The 17,298-nt window shown below is 66.9% G+C and carries 14 protein-coding genes and 1 tRNA gene; 11 read left to right on the top strand and 4 right to left on the bottom strand.

All coding sequences use genetic code 11. The features are described 5' to 3' along the window. Positions 1 to 184 precede the first annotated feature (184 nt). Positions 185 to 1,303: a Rieske 2Fe-2S domain-containing protein gene (locus VEC57_11775; protein ID HYB99798.1), complete on the top strand. Its 1,119-nt coding sequence runs from the start codon at positions 185 to 187 to the stop codon at positions 1,301 to 1,303. On the opposite strand, the gene VEC57_11770 is transcribed toward VEC57_11775, so the two are convergent. Together VEC57_11770 and VEC57_11765 are read right to left on the bottom strand one after the other, a co-directional pair. Continuing rightward, positions 1,270 to 2,898: a PAS domain S-box protein gene (locus VEC57_11770; GenBank protein HYB99797.1), complete on the bottom strand. Its 1,629-nt coding sequence runs from the start codon at positions 2,896 to 2,898 to the stop codon at positions 1,270 to 1,272. The two genes, VEC57_11775 and VEC57_11770, sit on opposite strands and share 34 nt — an antisense overlap. 669 nt (positions 2,899 to 3,567) lie before the next feature. Next, a tRNA-Thr gene (locus VEC57_11765) sits at positions 3,568 to 3,643 on the bottom strand. Positions 3,644 to 3,947: 304 nt separating this feature from the next. On the opposite strand from VEC57_11765, the gene VEC57_11760 reads away from it, so the two are divergent. The 4 genes from VEC57_11760 (at position 3,948) to VEC57_11745 (ending at position 10,766) form a co-directional block, all read left to right on the top strand. Then, positions 3,948 to 5,786, top strand: a complete 1,839-nt coding sequence (locus VEC57_11760; GenBank protein HYB99796.1) for a histidine kinase dimerization/phosphoacceptor domain -containing protein — start codon at positions 3,948 to 3,950, stop codon at positions 5,784 to 5,786. Positions 5,787 to 5,815: 29 nt separating this feature from the next. Next, a complete protein-coding gene (locus VEC57_11755; protein ID HYB99795.1) occupies positions 5,816 to 7,549 on the top strand; it encodes a sigma 54-interacting transcriptional regulator in 1,734 nt (577 codons plus the stop codon). A 539-nt stretch (positions 7,550 to 8,088) separates the two neighbouring features. After that, on the top strand, positions 8,089 to 8,934 hold the full coding sequence (locus tag VEC57_11750; protein HYB99794.1) for an enoyl-CoA hydratase-related protein: 846 nt from the start codon (positions 8,089 to 8,091) through the stop codon (positions 8,932 to 8,934). A gap of 173 nt (positions 8,935 to 9,107) precedes the next feature. Beyond that, positions 9,108 to 10,766 carry a hypothetical protein gene (locus tag VEC57_11745; GenBank protein ID HYB99793.1) on the top strand — a complete coding sequence of 553 codons (1,659 nt, stop codon included), beginning with the start codon at positions 9,108 to 9,110 and terminating at the stop codon, positions 10,764 to 10,766. Between the two features lie 145 nt (positions 10,767 to 10,911). Here VEC57_11745 and VEC57_11740 read toward each other — a convergent pair whose 3' ends face one another. Next, positions 10,912 to 11,319, bottom strand: coding sequence for a nuclear transport factor 2 family protein (locus VEC57_11740; protein ID HYB99792.1), 408 nt, complete (start codon positions 11,317 to 11,319; stop codon positions 10,912 to 10,914). A gap of 128 nt (positions 11,320 to 11,447) precedes the next feature. Between VEC57_11740 and VEC57_11735 the strand changes: the two genes are divergently transcribed. From VEC57_11735 to VEC57_11710, 6 genes are all read left to right on the top strand, one after another. Further along, positions 11,448 to 12,074, top strand: coding sequence for a helix-turn-helix domain-containing protein (locus VEC57_11735; protein HYB99791.1), 627 nt, complete (start codon positions 11,448 to 11,450; stop codon positions 12,072 to 12,074). A gap of 2 nt (positions 12,075 to 12,076) precedes the next feature. Further along, positions 12,077 to 13,036, top strand: a complete 960-nt coding sequence (locus tag VEC57_11730) for a Rieske 2Fe-2S domain-containing protein (GenBank protein ID HYB99790.1) — start codon at positions 12,077 to 12,079, stop codon at positions 13,034 to 13,036. Between the two features lie 90 nt (positions 13,037 to 13,126). Continuing rightward, positions 13,127 to 14,347 (top strand): amidohydrolase family protein, encoded by a 1,221-nt coding sequence (locus VEC57_11725; GenBank protein HYB99789.1) that lies wholly within the window; start codon positions 13,127 to 13,129, stop codon positions 14,345 to 14,347. A gap of 28 nt (positions 14,348 to 14,375) precedes the next feature. Beyond that, positions 14,376 to 15,173 (top strand): acetoacetate decarboxylase family protein, encoded by a 798-nt coding sequence (locus VEC57_11720; GenBank protein HYB99788.1) that lies wholly within the window; start codon positions 14,376 to 14,378, stop codon positions 15,171 to 15,173. A gap of 2 nt (positions 15,174 to 15,175) precedes the next feature. Next, the gene (locus VEC57_11715) at positions 15,176 to 16,048 is read left to right on the top strand and encodes an SDR family NAD(P)-dependent oxidoreductase (GenBank protein ID HYB99787.1); all 873 of its coding nucleotides are present in this window, start codon (positions 15,176 to 15,178) and stop codon (positions 16,046 to 16,048) included. Between the two features lie 132 nt (positions 16,049 to 16,180). Next, complete coding sequence (locus VEC57_11710; GenBank protein ID HYB99786.1) at positions 16,181 to 16,558, top strand: DoxX family protein; 378 nt, start codon at positions 16,181 to 16,183, stop codon at positions 16,556 to 16,558. A gap of 158 nt (positions 16,559 to 16,716) precedes the next feature. On the opposite strand, the gene def is transcribed toward VEC57_11710, so the two are convergent. Beyond that, positions 16,717 to 17,277, bottom strand: a complete 561-nt coding sequence (gene def, locus VEC57_11705) for a peptide deformylase (GenBank protein HYB99785.1) — start codon at positions 17,275 to 17,277, stop codon at positions 16,717 to 16,719. Positions 17,278 to 17,298 lie beyond the last annotated feature (21 nt).

Below are 17,298 nucleotides of genomic sequence, written 5' to 3'. Positions count from 1 at the left end.
CCACCTTGACTGCGGCAGGCTTGATACGCAACCGTAACCTACGGCTCCGTAAGCGAAGACCCGCGGCTTCGACACCCGCGCCGGTCGCACTTTTCGCCTTGCTTCAGAAGGGCGCCCAGCGATGATGGCGGCCGTCGCGAAGGCACTCCACGGCCGGCGCGGCAGAAAACCTAGGAGGACTCCGATGGCGGCTCTGGGCCGTGCGGCCATCGCGGTGTCCCGGGACGCCTACGTGCGTCCGGGGCGATATCGCTTTCCATTCCCACCATTTCCCCGCGGCTGGTTCGCGGTTGCCTGGGGCGAGGAAGTTCCCGCCGGCGCCGTCGTCCCGCTCCACTTCTTCGGTCGCGATCTCGTGGCGTTCCGCACCGAGCAGGGCCAGGCGGTCGTCGCCGACGCGCACTGTCCTCACCTCGGCGCGCATCTCGGCTACGGCGGCGTCATCGAGGACAACTGCATCCGCTGTCCCTTCCATCACTGGAAGTTCGACGAGAGCGGGCGGTGCGTGGAGATCCCGTTCCAGAGCCGGCCGTCGTCGCGTGCGCGGCTGCATCGCTGGCCGGTGGCCGAGGTCGACGGAATGATCCTCGTCTGGCACGACCTCGACGGTTCCGAGCCCGACTGGTTCGTGCAGCCGATGAGCGAGGCCCAGGCGTTCTGCACCCCGCAGGCGCCGGCGGACTGCAGCTGGACGCTGCGCACGCACGTGCAGGAGATCTGCGAGAACGCTTACGACATCGCGCATTTCCCGGCAGTGCACGGCATGGGACTTCCGCCCAACGCGCAGCTGACGTTCGAAGGCGAGCGCTCCACCGTCACGTTCGATACCCTGTCGAACGGACAGGCGTTCGGCCTTCCGGGCGAGTTTCCGACCAAGGTGCGCATGGACCTGCAGGGGCTTGGTGTGCTGCAGGCCGACACGGTGCTGCCGGAGTTCGGCTTCTGCTTCCGCAACTCGCTCTACATGACGCCGATCGACGAGGAACACATCTGCCTGCGCGCGGCGATGAGCGTTCGCAAGCTCGGGGACGACGACACGACGGCCTCGCTGCAGGAAGTGTGGGTCAAGACGTTCGCGATGGATCTGCCGAAGGACTTCCAGATCTGGGAGAACAAGGTCTACGTCGCCCGGCCCGAGCTTTCGCGCGTCGACGGGCCCATCGGCCGCATGCGTCGCTGGGCGCACCAGTTCTACGAGCTGGCTGCCGAGCCGGCGGCCGCCGACAACATCCTGCAGATGACCGCGGCCGACCCGCAGACCGAAGGCCGTCAGATGGCGGCAGCCGTCGGGATCGTGAAGTAGAACGTCGCCCCGCCGCCCGGCCGGCCTTCGGCCCAGACGGCGCCGCCGTGGCGGCGCACGATCCGCTCCACGGTGGCCAGGCCGATGCCGCTGCCCTCGAACTCGCGGCTGTTGTGCAGCCGCTCGAACGGTTTGAAGAGCTTGTCCGCATAATGCGCGTCGAAGCCGGCGCCATTGTCGCGCATGAAGAAGACCGTCTGTCCCGTGGGCAGGCGGCCGGCGCCGAAGTGGATGACCGCGTTCTGCGTCTGCGACGTGAACTTCCATGCATTGTCGAACAGGTTGGCGATGACGTCGCGGACCAGCGTCGGATCGCCCGTGCACGACATGTTCTCGTCGATCTGCACCTCGGCGTGGTCGGTCATCCACATCTCGCGAATCTCCGACAGCACATCAATGGCGAGCTGGGTCAGATCGATCCTCTCGCGCTTGAGCTCGGCGCGCGAGACGCGTGACAACTTCAGCAGATCGTCGATCAGCCGCCCCATGCGCTGGCTGGCCGAGCGCGCGCGCGCCACATAGGACATGCCGCGGTCGCCCAGAACCTCGCCGTACTCCTCGCCGATGAGGTAGCAGAAGCCATCGATGCTGCGCAGGGGCGTGCGCAGGTCGTGGCTGACCGAATACGAAAACGCCTCGAGCTCGCGATTGGCGTCGCGCAGCTCGGCAGTGCGCCGCTCCACGCGCTCGTTCAGATCGTCGTTGAGGCGGCGGATCTCCTGCTCGACCTTCTTGTGCTCGCCGATGTCGGTGACCGTGCCGATGTAGCTGACGATCTCACCCTGCTCGTTGCGCTCCTCGACGCCGCGGCAGATCACCCACAGGGACTGGCCGTCGGTGCTGGGCACCCGGAAGGTCAGCCGCCTCGGCTCGCCGGGGCTCCAGAGCGTGGCGTTCCACTCCTGCCAGACGCGGTCGCGGTCGTCGGGATGGATCCATTCCAGGCAGTGGCGGCCGATGGCCTCGTGCGTCGGAACGCCGACGAGCTCGCTGAAGCCCGCGTTGACGTAGAGGAAGAAGCCCTGCGGATCGATGCGGACGATTCCGATGGGCGCCGTCTCCGCCAGCAGCCGGTAACGGTCTTCGCTGGCGCGAAGGCTGGCCTGGGTCTGGCGAAGCTCGGTGATGTCGAGCGAGACGCCGACGGCCGCGCCGCCGCCGGTGTCGTCATACGTAATGTAGGTCAACGCCGACCAGCCGGTGCCGGCCAGGGCGCCGTCGGACTCGTGGTAGACCGTCTCGCCCTCCAGGGCGCGCTTAATGTAGTCGGCGACCTCCGGGAAGATCTCGAATGCATTGAGGCCGAGGATGCTGTGCGGCGGCACCGGCAGGACCTTGAAGCCGCCGCCGATGCTCTCGGTGATGGTGCCGTCGCGTTCGATCCGAAAGCAGATGAACGGCAGCGACAGCATGCCGTGCAGCACGCGCGCGGCGAACGGCGGGATCTCGATGGCTTCGGTGTTGCGCTTGGCGAGCTTGGCTTCCAGCTCTCGGACGTGCGCGCGCAGAAGCTCGAGCTCGGCTTCGACCGCAGGGTCGGGCCGGCTCGCCCTCAGGATCATGCTCGTGCTTGCCAGTCTTTGGGACTTGCTCATCCAACTCCTCACGAGGCTGGACGAGCGATCGATCTTCGCGCGGAGACCGCCCAGCAAAGCGGCCCGGGCGCAAAAAAGCATCAAGTACGCTGCCGTGTAAAGAAAAAAATCAGCAACGGTCGCGGGCGTTTACAGAGAGACGACGTCGCGGCTTCGCGAGGTGCGGGATTTGCCGCGAAATAAGGGACGATTCTCCACCTGTTCTCTGCGGCGGCATCGCTCCGCGCCTCGCGAGGTACGCCACTTTTGCGTCCCTCGGTTGGGGGTGAGCATTCACGGACGGGTGGTGCGGGCTTTCGGCGGCACATTTATGCGCCCTGCCGCACCGCCGTGAACCCCCACGGCCGCTGCGCCACACGCAAAGTCTGTATATTCCAATCGTTACGGCAGCGGGCGCCTTGGCACGACGCCTGCTCTGACAGGTCGCGGTTTCTTCGGAAGCCGTGTCCCTCCCCGGCAGCGGCCCAACGCAGGGGAGTGGACGGCGCGCGTCCGTTGTGGAGACGGGCGCGCGCCACCCCTCCTGCCGGGGAGGAACGGCTCCCCCTCATTTACCCGCGCGCGCCGCTACGTCCAGGCCCTCGAGGGCACCGGGTGCAAAAACTTCAGCGCAAGATGCCGGTAAGTGCGGTCATTGCGCTCGCAGCCATGAGGAAGTCCCGGTGAAGTTGGAGCTGACGGCCGGACTCGAACCGGCGACCTGCTGATTACGAATCAGCTGCTCTACCAACTGAGCTACGTCAGCCTGAGAGGATGCGGCGCCGAGGCCGCAAAGCGACGGCCTATATAGCCGCGCCTCGCCCTGGTTCAAAACCTGGAGGAAGGCAGCTCTTGGTCCAAACCGATGCCCATGATGCGGCGGCTGGACGGCAGCGAGCGCGCCAGCCTGAGCGCAGGACGTTGGCCGTGGCGCCCGAGGCCCGGCAACGGCACAGCGCCGCGCCGGGCACAGGATCTCGCGACAAACCTGAGACGGCCGCGAGACAATATGATACACACGCCAGCCGATGGGGCCGGTAAGGGGGAAACTGGGCACCTGGGAGCGCACGGTGAAGCTCGACCTGCAGAGCCGCTACACGCTGGCCATCGGCGGCCTGATGTTCACGGCGCTGATGATGCTGCTGATCGCGATGACGGCAGAGAATCGCTCCTTCACGCGGGACCTGGAGCGGGCAACTTCCAGCGCCATGGAAGGAGCGCTGCAGCGCCAGGGCGAGAAGCAGGCTCTGTCGGTCGCCTCCGTGCTCGCCGGTCGCCTGATCCACGGCCTGCGCGATCTCGATGTTCACGAGATCGCGAAGGTCACCGCCGAAACGCGCATGTATCCCTCGGTGCTGTCGGTGCACGTCCTCGACCCCAACGGGACGGTCATTGACGACGGCACGCCCGCCAACGCGGCGGCGGGCACCAGCATCCCCGCACGATGGAGCAAGGCCGTCCTCACGGAGCTCCATCCCATCGTCTCTGCCGGAATGGAGTCACTGCGGGTGACGGCGCCGGTCATGGACGGCGCGCGCCTGCTCGGCGTGGCCGTCGTCGAGTTCTCACGCGTGGACAGCCTTGCCGAGGTGGAGCTGGAGCGAGGCAACCTGGCGGCAATGATTCGCAGCAAGTGGGTCTCGATGGCGGCGACCGGCGCGGCCGCCGGTCTTACGCTGGTGGCGCTGTCGATGCTCGCGGCAGCCATCGTCGCCAACCGCCTCGCCCTGCCGATTTCCGCGCTGGCGATGCGTGCCCGCGCGATCGGCCGCGGCGAACGCGATGCTCCGGACTGGCCGGGAGTGCTCGAGCGAAGTGATGAGCTGGGCGACCTGGCGCGCGCGTTCAAGGAGATGGCGGCGGCACTGCAGTCGACGACGGTTTCCAAGGAATACGTCGACAACATCCTGCAGTCGATGGCCGAGATGCTGGTGGTGACGAACGCCGCCGGCACCATCGTCACCGCCAATCACGCCTTCCTGCACGAGATCGGCTTCGAGGGGAACGAGGCTCGCGGGCTTCCGCTGGAGCGCTTCGTTCCCGGCCTGCCCCCACAGGGCGTGGCGCCACCGCGGCCCAAGAGGCCGGGCGAGACCGCGCCGCACTACGAGCTGCGGCGCGCCGACGGCACCACCACGCCCGTGCAGGTTTCCGCCACGCCGCTACGCGAGAGCGGCGGCGCCGGCCCCGGCCACGTCTACGTCATGCAGAACGTCGCCGAGCGCCTGGCGGCCAGTCGCCAGATCGAGCGCTCGCTGCGTGAGAACGAGATCCTGCTCAAGGAGATCCATCATCGCGTCAAGAACAACCTGCAGATCATCTCGAGCATGCTGAGCCTGCAGGCCGCGCGCACCGAGGACAAAAGATCGCGCGCCGTCTTCATCGAAAGCGAGAGCCGCATCCGAGCGATGGCGTTGATTCACGAGCAGCTCTACCGCTCGGGCGACCTGGCGCGCGTGGACATCGGCGAGTATCTCGAGAACCTCAGCCGTCAGATCGCACGCTATCTCGGCCGCCTCGACTGCAAGGTCGAGATCTCGTGCGACTTCGACGAGGTGGCCGTCGACGTCGCCATCCCTTGCGGGCTGATCGTCAACGAGCTGGTGACCAACTGCATCCAGCACGCATTCCCCGACGGCCGCGCCGGCACGGTCAGCGTCTGGTTCACTGCCGCCGAGGACGAGCGCATTCTGATCGTCAGCGACGACGGCGTCGGCCTCGACCCCGACGTCGATCTCGATTCGGGCGCCACGCTTGGAATCAAGCTGGTGCGCGCGCTGGCCGACCAGCTCGGCGGGCGCCTGGAGATCCTCAACGACGGCGGCGCCACCTTCCGCGTCACCTTCCCCGCATCCAAGAAACAGCCGGAGCAAGGCGACCCGGCACAGGCGCCGACACGCGCTGCATGAACACGACAAGCTCAGAGGGCAACGCATCCATGAAGGCCGTTCAGCTCAACACCGACACGCTTGCCACGATCCTGGTGGTCGAGGACGAGAGCATCGTCGCCGTCGACATCGCCTCCCGTCTGGAGCGCATCGGATACAAGGTCATCGGCACCGCGCGCACCGCCAGGACGGCCTATGACCTTGCCGAGCGCCATCGTCCCGACCTCGTCCTCATGGACATCCGGATCGAAGGAGAGGAGGACGGCATCTCGGCCGGCGTGCGGATCCGCAACGACTTCGAGATCCCGGTCGTGTTCCTGACCGCCTACGCAGACGGCGAGACGATCGAGCGCGCGCGCGAGGCCGCACCGCTCGGCTACATCATCAAACCGTTCGATCAGCGCGATCTGCAGGTCACCGTCGAGCTGGCGCTGCACCGCAGCCGCATCCACCAGCAGCTTCGCAAGTCGCGCGACGATCTCCAGGCGATCCTGGACGTGCAGCGGCAGGGAACGGTTCTTACCGACCCCGACGGCAGAATCACGTTCCTGAGCCAGGCCGCGCACGCGCTGCTTCGCACGACGCCCGAATCGGGCGTGGGTCAGCGCTGGCAGGAGGTGTTTCCGGTCTCGGCACGCGAGCGCGAGGAGCTGGAGCGAGTGTCGGCCGCTCCCCAGGAGTCGCGCGAGAAGGTGCTGGTGCAGCCGCAGATCGCCGGCACCGAAGGCCTTTCGGTGGAGGTCGAAATCAAGGATGACGTGCGCACCGAAGGCGGGCGCATGTTCTTCCTCTACGACGTCTCACGCGTGGTCAGCCTGGAGCGGCTGCTGGGCGAGCGCGCCAGCTTCGGCAACATCATCGGCCACAGCGAGAGCATGCAGCGGGTGTTCCTGCTGATCCGCGATTTCGCCGCCATGGATGCGCCCGTGCTGGTCGACGGCGAGACAGGTGTAGGAAAGGAGCTGGTCGCCCGCGCCATCCACGAGGCCAGCCCGCGCAGCGGCGGCCCGTTCGTCGCCATCAACTGCGCCGGCCTCAGCGAAGAGCTGGCCATCAGTCAGCTCTTCGGTCACGCGCGCGGAGCGTTCACCGGCGCCGTCAGCGAGTATCAGGGCCTGTTCCGGGCCGCGCATCGCGGGACGCTGTTCCTCGACGAGATCGCCGAGCTGTCGCCGCGCGTGCAGGCCACGTTGCTGCGCGTGCTCGAGGAGCGCGTGGTGCAGTCGGTCGGCAAGACCAAGGGCGATCCCGTCGACGTACGCGTCATCGCCGCCACCAATCGCAGCCTGGTCCGCGAGGTCGAGACGGGGACGTTTCGCGCCGATCTCTTCTACCGGATCCGCGCCGCGACCATCACGTTGCCCCCGCTGCGCGAGCGCAAGGACGATCTGCTGCTGCTCATCCGGCATTTCCTCGAGGAGCAGGCGGCCGTGACCGGAAAACCCGTGCGCGGCCTGGCCTCCGACACGATGCGCATCCTTCACCTGTACGACTGGCCGGGAAACGTACGCGAGCTGCGCAACGCCGTTGCAGTGGCCACGGCCCGCTGCCGCGGGACCCTGCTGCAGCCCGAGGATCTGCCCGCCGAGGTCGTCGACGGTGCGACCAGCTCGGCGGCGGTGCCGCGCGGACCGCTGGCGGCGCGGCTCGAGATCCTGGAAGCGCTGGACCGGGCCGGCGGCAACCGTTCGCGCGCCGCACAACTGCTCGGCGTCAGCCGGGCGACGTTCTACCGGCGACTGACCGCGCTCGGCGTTCCCATCCAGGATTCATCGGACGGCTGACGCAGGCATCGACAAGACCATGTACCGCAGCAGCGACGAGGTGATGCCGCCGGTGTGTCACGGTGTCTCAGCGATAAGGGCGACGAGACGGTCGTGACACAACTTCGCTGAGACAGTCCCCCTTCCCGTGCCGACGGCGCGTACCTATGCGGCGGAAATGACAAGAGAATTTTTTTTCTCGGTCATGCAACCGCGCGGCATGGGAAATGCTGTAGGGCAATCAGCGGCGATGGCCGTCAGGAGAAAGGGGGAGCACAGAGGCGCGGCGCACGGGCCGCGCCTCTGCCGATCCCGACACGAACAGACTCTGAGCCGTAGGACAGTCCCCCAACGCTACGGCTCACGTCCGCACTCACTCCCCCCGGGGGGCTGCGGACAGTGAGGCCCGGCGCCCCAAGGCCAGAGGGGCGCCGGGCAATTCTTCCATGTCGTCCCACGAAGGGACGGGAGAGGCTCCCGCAACGAGCCGATACCCGTCCCTTCATCGTTTCGGTTGCGAGCGTTGGACTTTGTCGCGAGCGCGTTCGAGGCAGCGCGCGATGAATCACACCCGCCATTTCATGCGCACTCGAAGCGACGGCGAGCCGTTCGTTCGCATCGAGGCGCCGCGCCCGCACGTTCGCACCATCACGCTCAACAACCCCGAGCGCCTCAACGCGATGTCCTTCGATCTCGTGGGGTCGCTGTACGCGGCGCTCCAGGAGGTCGCCAACGACAACGATTGCTGGGTCGCCGTTCTGACCGGCTCGGGGCGCGGGTTCTGCTCGGGGATGGATCTGACCGACGTCGGTATGCCGCCCGGCAGCGAGAACCTTCCGGTCTCGCGCATCGCCACGCGCGCCATGGCGTTCATGTCGGACGTGGTACCGGCGATGCGGGCGATCCCGCAGCCGCTGATCTGCGCGATCAACGGGCCGGCCTACGGCGGCGGGATGTGCCTGCCGCTGGGCGCGGACATTCGCATCGCCGCCCGGTCGGCCAGCTTTCGCGGCGCCGGCATCAACAACGGCCTGACCGGCACCGAGTGCGGCGTCAGCTACCTGCTGCCGCGGCTGATCGGTGCCTCGCGAGCCAGCGAGCTGATCCTGTCCGGGCGCGAGATGGGCGCGCAGGAAGCCGAGCGGATCGGCCTGGTGTCGCGAGTCGTGGAGGACGCCGAGCTGCTGCCGGCGTGCTTCGAGCTGGCCGAGCAGATGTGCGGCTACAGCCCGCACGGCCTGGCGATGACCAAGGAAGTGCTGTGGGCCAATCTCGAAACCGGCAGCCTGCAGGCGGCAATCGATCTGGAGAACCGCAACCAGTTGCTGGTGCGGATGACGACGCAGAACCTGGACGAAGCGATTCGCGCTCGCCGCGAAGGACGGCCGCCGGTCTACGAAGACTAACGCGGGTGTGCTGGAGCGTCGCCCCGTGACGCCAATGCGCCGGAACCTCCCGGCTGCTCCGCATTCGACCTCAGCCCGATCAGATTCAGGGTAGGCAGACTCTCTACCTCTCGGCATCCTGCCTGCTAACGTCCGTCGTGTTGGGGCGCCTGCTCCAAGGGAGGAGATGCGCAATGGCACCCAGATCTGCCGCGATCGCGTTGGCCGTGTTGATGTCGGCTTCGAGCTCGATGGCCGTCACGGAGCCCGATGAGCTGATGCCCGGCAAGGTAGCGGTAGTCGAGCCCGCCACGATTGCGAAGTTCGTCGCCAAGCCCGTGAGGCCGGCACGGTTTGAGCTGCCCGACCCCTCGAACGACCCGGTGACCAATGGCGCGACGCTGCGCTTTTTCGACACCGCTCTACGTCCTGACGGCGACTTCACCTTCACGCTTCCGGCGGGCGCTGGCTGGAAGCGGATCGGTTCGCCTGGCGACGTGAACGGCTACAGGTACAAGGGCGCGGGCGAACCCGGCGACCCATGCAAACTCGTGCTCGTGACAGCGAAGGTGGTGAAGGCGTTTTGTAGGGGCGGCGATGTCGGCTTCGCATTGCCGTTTCAGGGCAACCTCGGAGTGATCTTGTCTGTGGGCACGGGTCCGAAGAGGTACTGCGCCGAGTTTGGTGGAACGGCCAAGGGTGACCAGACGGAGATCTTCAAGCGGAGGGCGGCTCCAGCGCCCGACGCTTGTCCCAGCAACGAGGCGCCGACCACCACCACCACGGTAACCGGAGCTCCCTCCACCACCGTAATCGAACCTCCAACCACGACCGTAGCCGAAACTCCCACCACCACTCTCCCGTCCACGTCGACCACGACGCCGCCCGCCTACTACACCGTGTCCGTCACGAGCTCGCTGCCCGGCACGTACCCGCCGACCCAACCTGGAGGCGGAAGCATTTCGTCCACGCCGACGGGCATCGACGGCTGCAGCGCCGGATCGACCTGCTCGGCTCAATTCGTGGAGTCGTCGAACGTGGTGCTGACAGCGACGGCGGACAGCACCTCGGCCTTTTCGGGTTGGGCCAACTGTCCATCGCCAAGCGGGAACACCTGCACCATCGCGAACCTCGGCGGCCCGGTGAACGTCACCGCGAGCTTTGCGCGAGTGTACCGCACCCTCACCGCCGTCGCCGCGGCCGGCAGCGGCCAGGGCACCGTGACGAGCTCCAGCATTCCCGGTACGACGCCCATCAACTGCGGGTACGCAAACTCGACGGCCTCCGCGTGCAGCGAGGCGTACGTCATCAATTCGACGCTGACACTCACGGCCACGCCACGAGACGCAGACTCGGTCTTCGCGGGCTGGAGCTCGGGCTGCGCCTCGACCGCCGGCAACACCTGCAACGTGACGGTCGATTCGAACAAGTCCATCTCCGCCACCTTCGATATCAACTGCACCAACCAGGGCGGCGGAGCCGCGTGCAGCGCGGCGACCGACCTCGGAACCATCTCCGCTGGAGCCTCGGTGAACGTGAGCGGCAACACGCTGCAGTTTGGTGACAGCGACTGGTACGTCGCCAGATTCGGCGAAGTGTGCGGCGCAGGCACTCCGCGGGTACGCATTTCCGGCGACGCCACGGGCTCCTTCCGCCTGGAGCTGTTCACGAGCTGCGCAGGTCCGGCGCAGTCGACGTGCTGGACGGGCGGTGGCTCGGGAACGACCGACACGCAGTACAGCTGCCCGACGTGCACGCCGGTCCCCTGGCCTTCGACGATCTTCTTCCGCGTGTACCGCGTTGGTGAAGGCAAGCCGAGTTGCGCTCAGTACACGGTGACGGTCAGCCGCTGAGGGAGCGGTGTGCCGGATAGGCGGGACTCGCGACGATCTTCCGCCATCGCGGCAGCGCAGCGCGGGCGATCGGGCGCGCGGAAGCGGCACGGCGGCGTCAAACGAGTTCGTCGGCTGCTGATCCTTCGGCGGAGCCGCCCCGCCGCTACGCCTGCACGCCGCGGCTGAGGCCGTCGATGAGCGCGTGCACCTGCGCCGAGTCGAAGTATTCGTCCAGTCGCGTGATGCGGCCGTTCTGAACCCTGCAGACGATGCAGGCCGGCAACTCGAAAGCCTTCCCAGCGTGGGAGATGGCCGTCAGCACGTGCTCCTGCACGAAGCCGCCCGCGAACGCCTGTCGCAGCGTGACGGCGTAGCTGCGCTGTCGGCTGGCCGCAATGAACGCGGCGAGCGTCGCAAGGTTCTCGTCCACCGACTGCTCGACCAGATCGTGGTTGTGCCAGACGACGGCGCCGGGCGCGTAGCCGGCACGGACGGCATCGACGTCGCCGGCTTCGATCGCGGCGAAGAACCGCTGCGCCAGCTCGAGAATTTCCGCGGGTGTATCGGCCATTGCGCGATCCTACTGAGGCGCGGCCGGGCCGGGAAGCGGTGGCGTGCAATCACGGCACGCCGCGGTGAAGGAAAATATACCGCCAGTATACTCTTGCATGATCCTGTAAACAGGCGTACGGTCGGCCCGTGTCCACCGCCGCTGCCCTGACCCCGACCCGCCGCGAGCGCCGCAAGCTCGAAGTGCGCTCTCGCATCGTCGAGGCCGCCCGCGTTCTGTTCGAGACCAAGGGCGTGCAGGCCACCACCGTTGCCGACATCTGCGAGCAGGCCGACGTCGCGCACAAGACGTTCTTCAATCACTTCCCGACCAAGCAGGACGTGGTCAAGGCGCTGGCCGCGGCCTCCATCCAGTTCCTCCTCGACGACATCGAAGCTGCCCGCAGGCAGGGCCGCACCACCAGCGAGCGGCTGCTGCGCTTCTTCGACAGCATCGCCCAGCGCGCCGGCGAGGCCGGGCCGATGCAGCGCGACGTGCTCACCGAGATCATTCACGCGGCGCAGCAGTCGCCGCAGGAGCCCGAGCATGCACGCCGGCTGCACGAAGCGTTCGGCGCGCTGGTCCGAGACGGCGTCAAGGCCGGTGACGTCACGCGGCGGCACAGCGTGCAGACGCTGACCGAGATGATCCTCGGCGCCTACTACGTGCTGATGTTCGACTGGGCCAACCTCGACGACTATCCGATCGCGCGCCGCGCGCGCGCCGCCGCCAGATTTCTCGCGGATGCGCTCTCGCCGCGGCCCGAGGAGACCTGACGATGGCAAGACGCGATCTCGAGCACACACGCCTTCCCATCCCCAACGGCTGGTTCGCAGTGGCGTGGTCGAAGGAGCTCATTGCCGGACAGGTCCGGTCGATCCACTACTTCGACGAGGATCTCGTGCTGTTCCGCACGCGCTCGGGCCAGGCGCGCGTGGTCGATGCCTACTGCGTGCACCTCGGCGCACATCTCGGTGAAGGCGGACGCGTGGTCGGCGATGCGGTGCGATGCCCGTTCCACGGCTGGACCTTCGACGGAGAGAGCGGCCGCTGCGTCTCCATTCCCTACTGCGATCGCATTCCCGCGAAGGCCGCAGTGCGGGCGTGGCCGGTGCAGGAGAAGAACGGGATGATCTTCGTCTGGCACCACGACCAGGCGCTGCCGCCGCAGTGGGATTTTCCGCTGCTGCCCGAGATCGGCGATCCCGACTGGTCGGAGCCGCGCACGTTCGAGCTCGAGGTGCCGGTGCACGTGCAGGACATGCACGAGAACAACAACGACCCGGTGCACTTCCAGTACGTGCACGGAGCCATGGAACCGCTGCCCTCGGACATCTCCTATTCCGAGGACGGGCGCGCCTACCGGATCAGCAGCGTCACCGAGCGCGTGACGCCGATGGGCACCTTCAGGACGCAGCTCGTGCGCGATTCCTGGGGCATCGGCCTGTCGGCAGTGCGCACCGAAGGGATTCCCGACGCCGGGCTGCTGATGTTTTCTTCGACCACGCCGATCTCTGCGGAACGGACGCACTCGCGCTGGCTGCTGACCGCGACCAACAACATGGTCGATCTGGCCGGCGAGGACTTCATGAACGGCCTGACCAGCGGCGTCATGCAGGACCTTCGCATCTGGTCCAACAAGGTGCACCGCGCGCGCCCCGTGCTGTGCGAGGCCGACACGTTCCTGTCCGAGTTTCGCCACTGGGTGAAGCAGTTTTACACGACGCCCGCGGCCTGACGTTCGGCCCGCGTGGCTGGCGCGGCGCGTGACCGAGGTGATGCGCCGCAACGAGATGCTCGAATGCAAGACCTGACCCAGGGGACTGTCATGGATCGTCATGTTGTGGTGTCGTCGGATTGTCATGCCGGGTTGCCGCCGGAGCAGTATCGCGACTATCTCGATCCGCAGTACCGTGAGCTGTTCGACCAGGCGCTGCCGATCCAGATCTCGGAAATGCAGCGGATGTCGAAGATGTTCCTCATCGCCGACATCAACGCGCAGTGGCGCATCGGCCGCGAAGACGATCTGGCGGGCGCGTGGGACCACGACACGCGGCTGCGCGTGCTCGACGCCGACGGCATCGCCGCCGAGGTCATCTTCCCCGACGGCATCACCGAGATGAATACGCCGCCATTCGGCGCCGGCCTCTCGCTGCCCGTCGAGGAACGCATCGTGCCTGAGCTCCAGTGGGCCGGAGCGCGCGCGCACAACCGGTGGCTGGCCGAGCTGGTGGCGATGGCGCCCAAGCGGCGCGTCGGCGTCGCGCTGTGTCCGGCACTATGGAGCGTGGAGGAAGCCGTGCGCGAGGTGGAATGGGCACGCGACAACGGGCTCGGCGGCGTGCTGCTGCCGTGCCTGTGGGGACGCCTGGACGCCTACCATCATCCCAAGTACGACCCGCTGTGGTCGGCGTGCGAGGACAACGAGGTCGTCGTGCACTTCCACAGCGGTGCCGCACCCATGGAAGACGCCTTCGGCCCCATCGCCTCGCCCGACGGCGTCCATCGTCCCGGCGCCATGGGCATCTACATTTCCGAGGTGGTGTGGTGGTGCGCGCGCCCGCTGACTTTCCTGATCTGGGGCGGCGTCTTCGAGCGCCATCCGCGCCTGCGCGTGGCCGTCACCGAGGGCACCACGATCTGGGTGCCCGAATACCTGACGCTTCTGGATCAGCGCTACGAGGAAACGCATTACTCCGCCAAGCTCGGCGACTACCGCAGCCACCTTTCGATGAAGCCGAGCGAGTACTTCGCGCGGAACGTGGCGATGGGCGCCTCGTGCATGCCGCGCCGAGAAGCCGAGCTGCGACATGCCATCGGCCTGCACAACATCATGTGGGGCAGCGACTATCCTCACCCCGAAGGCTCATGGCCGCACACGCGCAACCAGATGCTCGAGACATTCGCCGGCCTCCCGGAGGCGGAGATCGAGGCGATGCTCGGCGGAAACGCGGTGCGCTTCTACGGTCTCGACGAAGCGGCGCTGCAGGAGATCGCGGGCGAGATCGGCCCAGAAAAACGCTTGTTCCGAAACGCCGCGGCCGCCTGAGCGTGCCGCCCGCCACAAGGAGAATGCCATGGCCAAGCTGCGCTACGTCAAGACGCCCGAGCAGGTCGAGAAGGCTCGCAACGCCAACCCCGAGTTCCTGGCCAGCACCGTGCGGTCGTTGCGCTTCGTCTACGAGACCGATGCGGCCATCGCACGCGCGCTCGTTCCCAAACCGCTGGAAGTGGGGCCGGAGCCGCAGATGTGCGTGACGTTCTCCAACGTCGCGATCCACCTGTCCCCCGACTTCACGTTCGAGATCGGCTCGGCCATCTTCGGCGTGCGTGCCAGCTACGAAGGCGTCGAAGGCATCTACCTGGTGACGATGCCGATGACGACCGAGCAGGCGGTGGTGCCGGGGCGCGAGACGTACGGCGAACCCAAGAAGATCGCGCAGATCGAGTTCAAGAAGGAGGGCGACCGGGTGTCCAGCGAGGTTACTCGAATGGGCATCACCTATCTGGAAGGCCTCGGCAGGATCGGCGCCGAAATCGGCCCGCGCCAGTTCGTCGAGCACGGCTACTGCTACAAGGCCATGCCCTCGTGCGAGAAGAGCAAGGCCTTCGATGCCGACCCGCTGCTGGTGCGCCTGGAATGGCGTCACGAGCATAAGAACGCCTGGCGGCTCGAGGGCGCCGCCCTGAAGCTCTACGATTCTCCTTTCGATCCGGTGGCCGACGTTCCCGTGCGGCGCCTGCTGCTGGCCGAGTACGAGGAAGGCACGGCGCAGAGCAACGGAAAGGTGCTGCGCAGCGTGCCCGGCGACTGGCTGGCGCCCTTCCTGCACCAGCGATACGACGACACCTCCGGCGACGGCATCGAGATCTGAGGATGAAGGATCTGCGGGGCAAGACGGCCGTCGTCACCGGCGGCGCCAGCGGCATCGGCCGCGCGCTGTGCGACGTGTTCGCGCGCGAAGGGATGAAGATCGTCGTTGCCGACGTCGAGGCCGGGGCGCTCGATGCAGCGGTCGCCGAGCTGCGCCAGGGTGGCGCCGAAGCGATCGGCGTGCGCACCGACGTCACCTCGTTCGAATCGGTGCAGGCGCTGGAGCGCCGCAGCGTCGAGACGTTCGGCAACGTTCACGTGCTCGTCAACAATGCCGGCGTCGGAGCGCACGAAGACGTCCCGATGTGGGAGCTGCCGCTCAACGACTGGCGCTGGTGCATGGCCGTGAACGTCTGGGGCGTCATCCACGGCATCAAGGCATTCGTTTCCGGCATGGTCGCGCACGGCGAGGAAGGGCACGTCATCAACACGTCCTCGGGCAACGGCGGCCTGATCCTGATTCCCACGACGCCGATCTATTCGGCAACCAAGGCGGCCGTCAGTGCGATCACCGAGAGCCTGCATCTGCAGCTCTCCATGCAAGGGTCTGCCATTCACGCTCATGTGCTGTATCCGGGGCCGCACATCGTTGCTTCCAATATCTTCACGGCCGCCCGCAACAGGCCGAGCGAGCTGCAACGCGAGATCCCGCAGGTGGCGCCTGCCATCACCCTGGACAGTCTGGGGCAGATGTTCGAGGCCATGGGCCGAAAGCTGGAGACGACGTCGCCGGCAGAGGTTGCCGAGCATGCCCTCGAAGGCATCCGCGCAGGCGCCTTCTACATCCTGCCGTGGACGGAGGACGGCCGCGCGCGTTTCCGGGAGCGCGTCGACGGCATCCTGGAGGGCCGGAACCCGCAGCCACGTTTCTTCTGACACGCGGCTGCGCGACTATCTGCCGCGCCCGGCTGGACCCGCGGCGCCGGCCCTGGGACAATCACCGCTGCTCCGTGCTCACCGGCACGAGGCGCGGGTGCAACCTCTTCGACAGAAAGGAGAAGCTCGAGCATGCAGTTCCTGCGACCCTACGCTGACATCACGTACGCTCTTCTGCGCATCGTCACCGGCTTCCTGTTCGCGTGCCACGGGGCACAAAAGGTGTTCGGCATGTTCGGGGGCTCGCCGCCCGAGGCGCCGGCGTTCATCATCTGGACCGCCGGCCCCATCGAGCTCATCGGCGGTCTGCTCGTGATGGTCGGCTGGCAGACCTCGATCGCCGCCTTCATCTGCAGCGGCACGATGGCCGTGGGCTACTTCATGGCGCACCAGAAGGACGGCCTGCTTCCCATCCAGAACCACGGCGAGCTGGCGGCCATCTACGCTTTCGTCTTCCTCTACCTCGCCTCCCGAGGCGACGGCCGCCTCAGCATTGGCGGCGGCGCATGACGAGCCAACAACAAGAGCCAGCAAGCGGCCTTTTGTAGGCCGCGCAGAGTGCCGCAGCCGCAAGGCGCGCGGCGCCGAACGAGCGGAGCCGCGCTGGAAGCCCGTCGCACTGAGAAAGGAGTCGCGCAACGCCGCGGATGCGGCGCTATGCGCGGCCGTCAATCGGGCATGTGGAGCTCGCCGGGCTTGTTCAGCCAATACCTGGCGTAGTCGTCGATGGTGGCGAGCTTTCTGGTGTCGCGTATGCGGTCCAGGAACAGCACGCCCTGCAGATGATCGAGCTCGTGCTGAAAGACGGTGGCAAGGAAGCCCTCGGCCTCGATCGACTGAGGCTGCGCGTCGAGGTCGAGATAGTCCACGCGCACCTTGCGCGGCCTCCACACTTCTCCGCGCATGTTCGGCACCGACAGGCAGCCTTCCCAGTAGCCTTGCTCGGTGCGGTCCAGAACGCGGATGCGCGGATTGATGATGACCGACAGATCGAAAGCCGGTGAATCCGGATAGCGGTTCGAATCGACGTCGATCTGAATGATCGCCAGCTGCACGGACTCGCCGATCTGCGGCGCCGCGATGCCGATGCCCTCTTCATGGTGCATCGTATCGATCATGTCCTCGACCAGCGCGCGCGTCTGGTCGGAACGGATTTCCACGGGCGTCAGGTCCCGCGCGACCTTGCGCAGCACGGGGTTGCCGATCGTCATCACCGGTCGAATGGCCATCGACTCAAACTACCCAGGCTT

This window comes from Candidatus Limnocylindrales bacterium, from assembly GCA_035626395.1.
GTDB lineage: Bacteria > Desulfobacterota > Binatia > UBA1149 > CAITLU01 > DASPNH01.
This window is presented reverse-complemented; position numbering and strand designations above follow the sequence as displayed.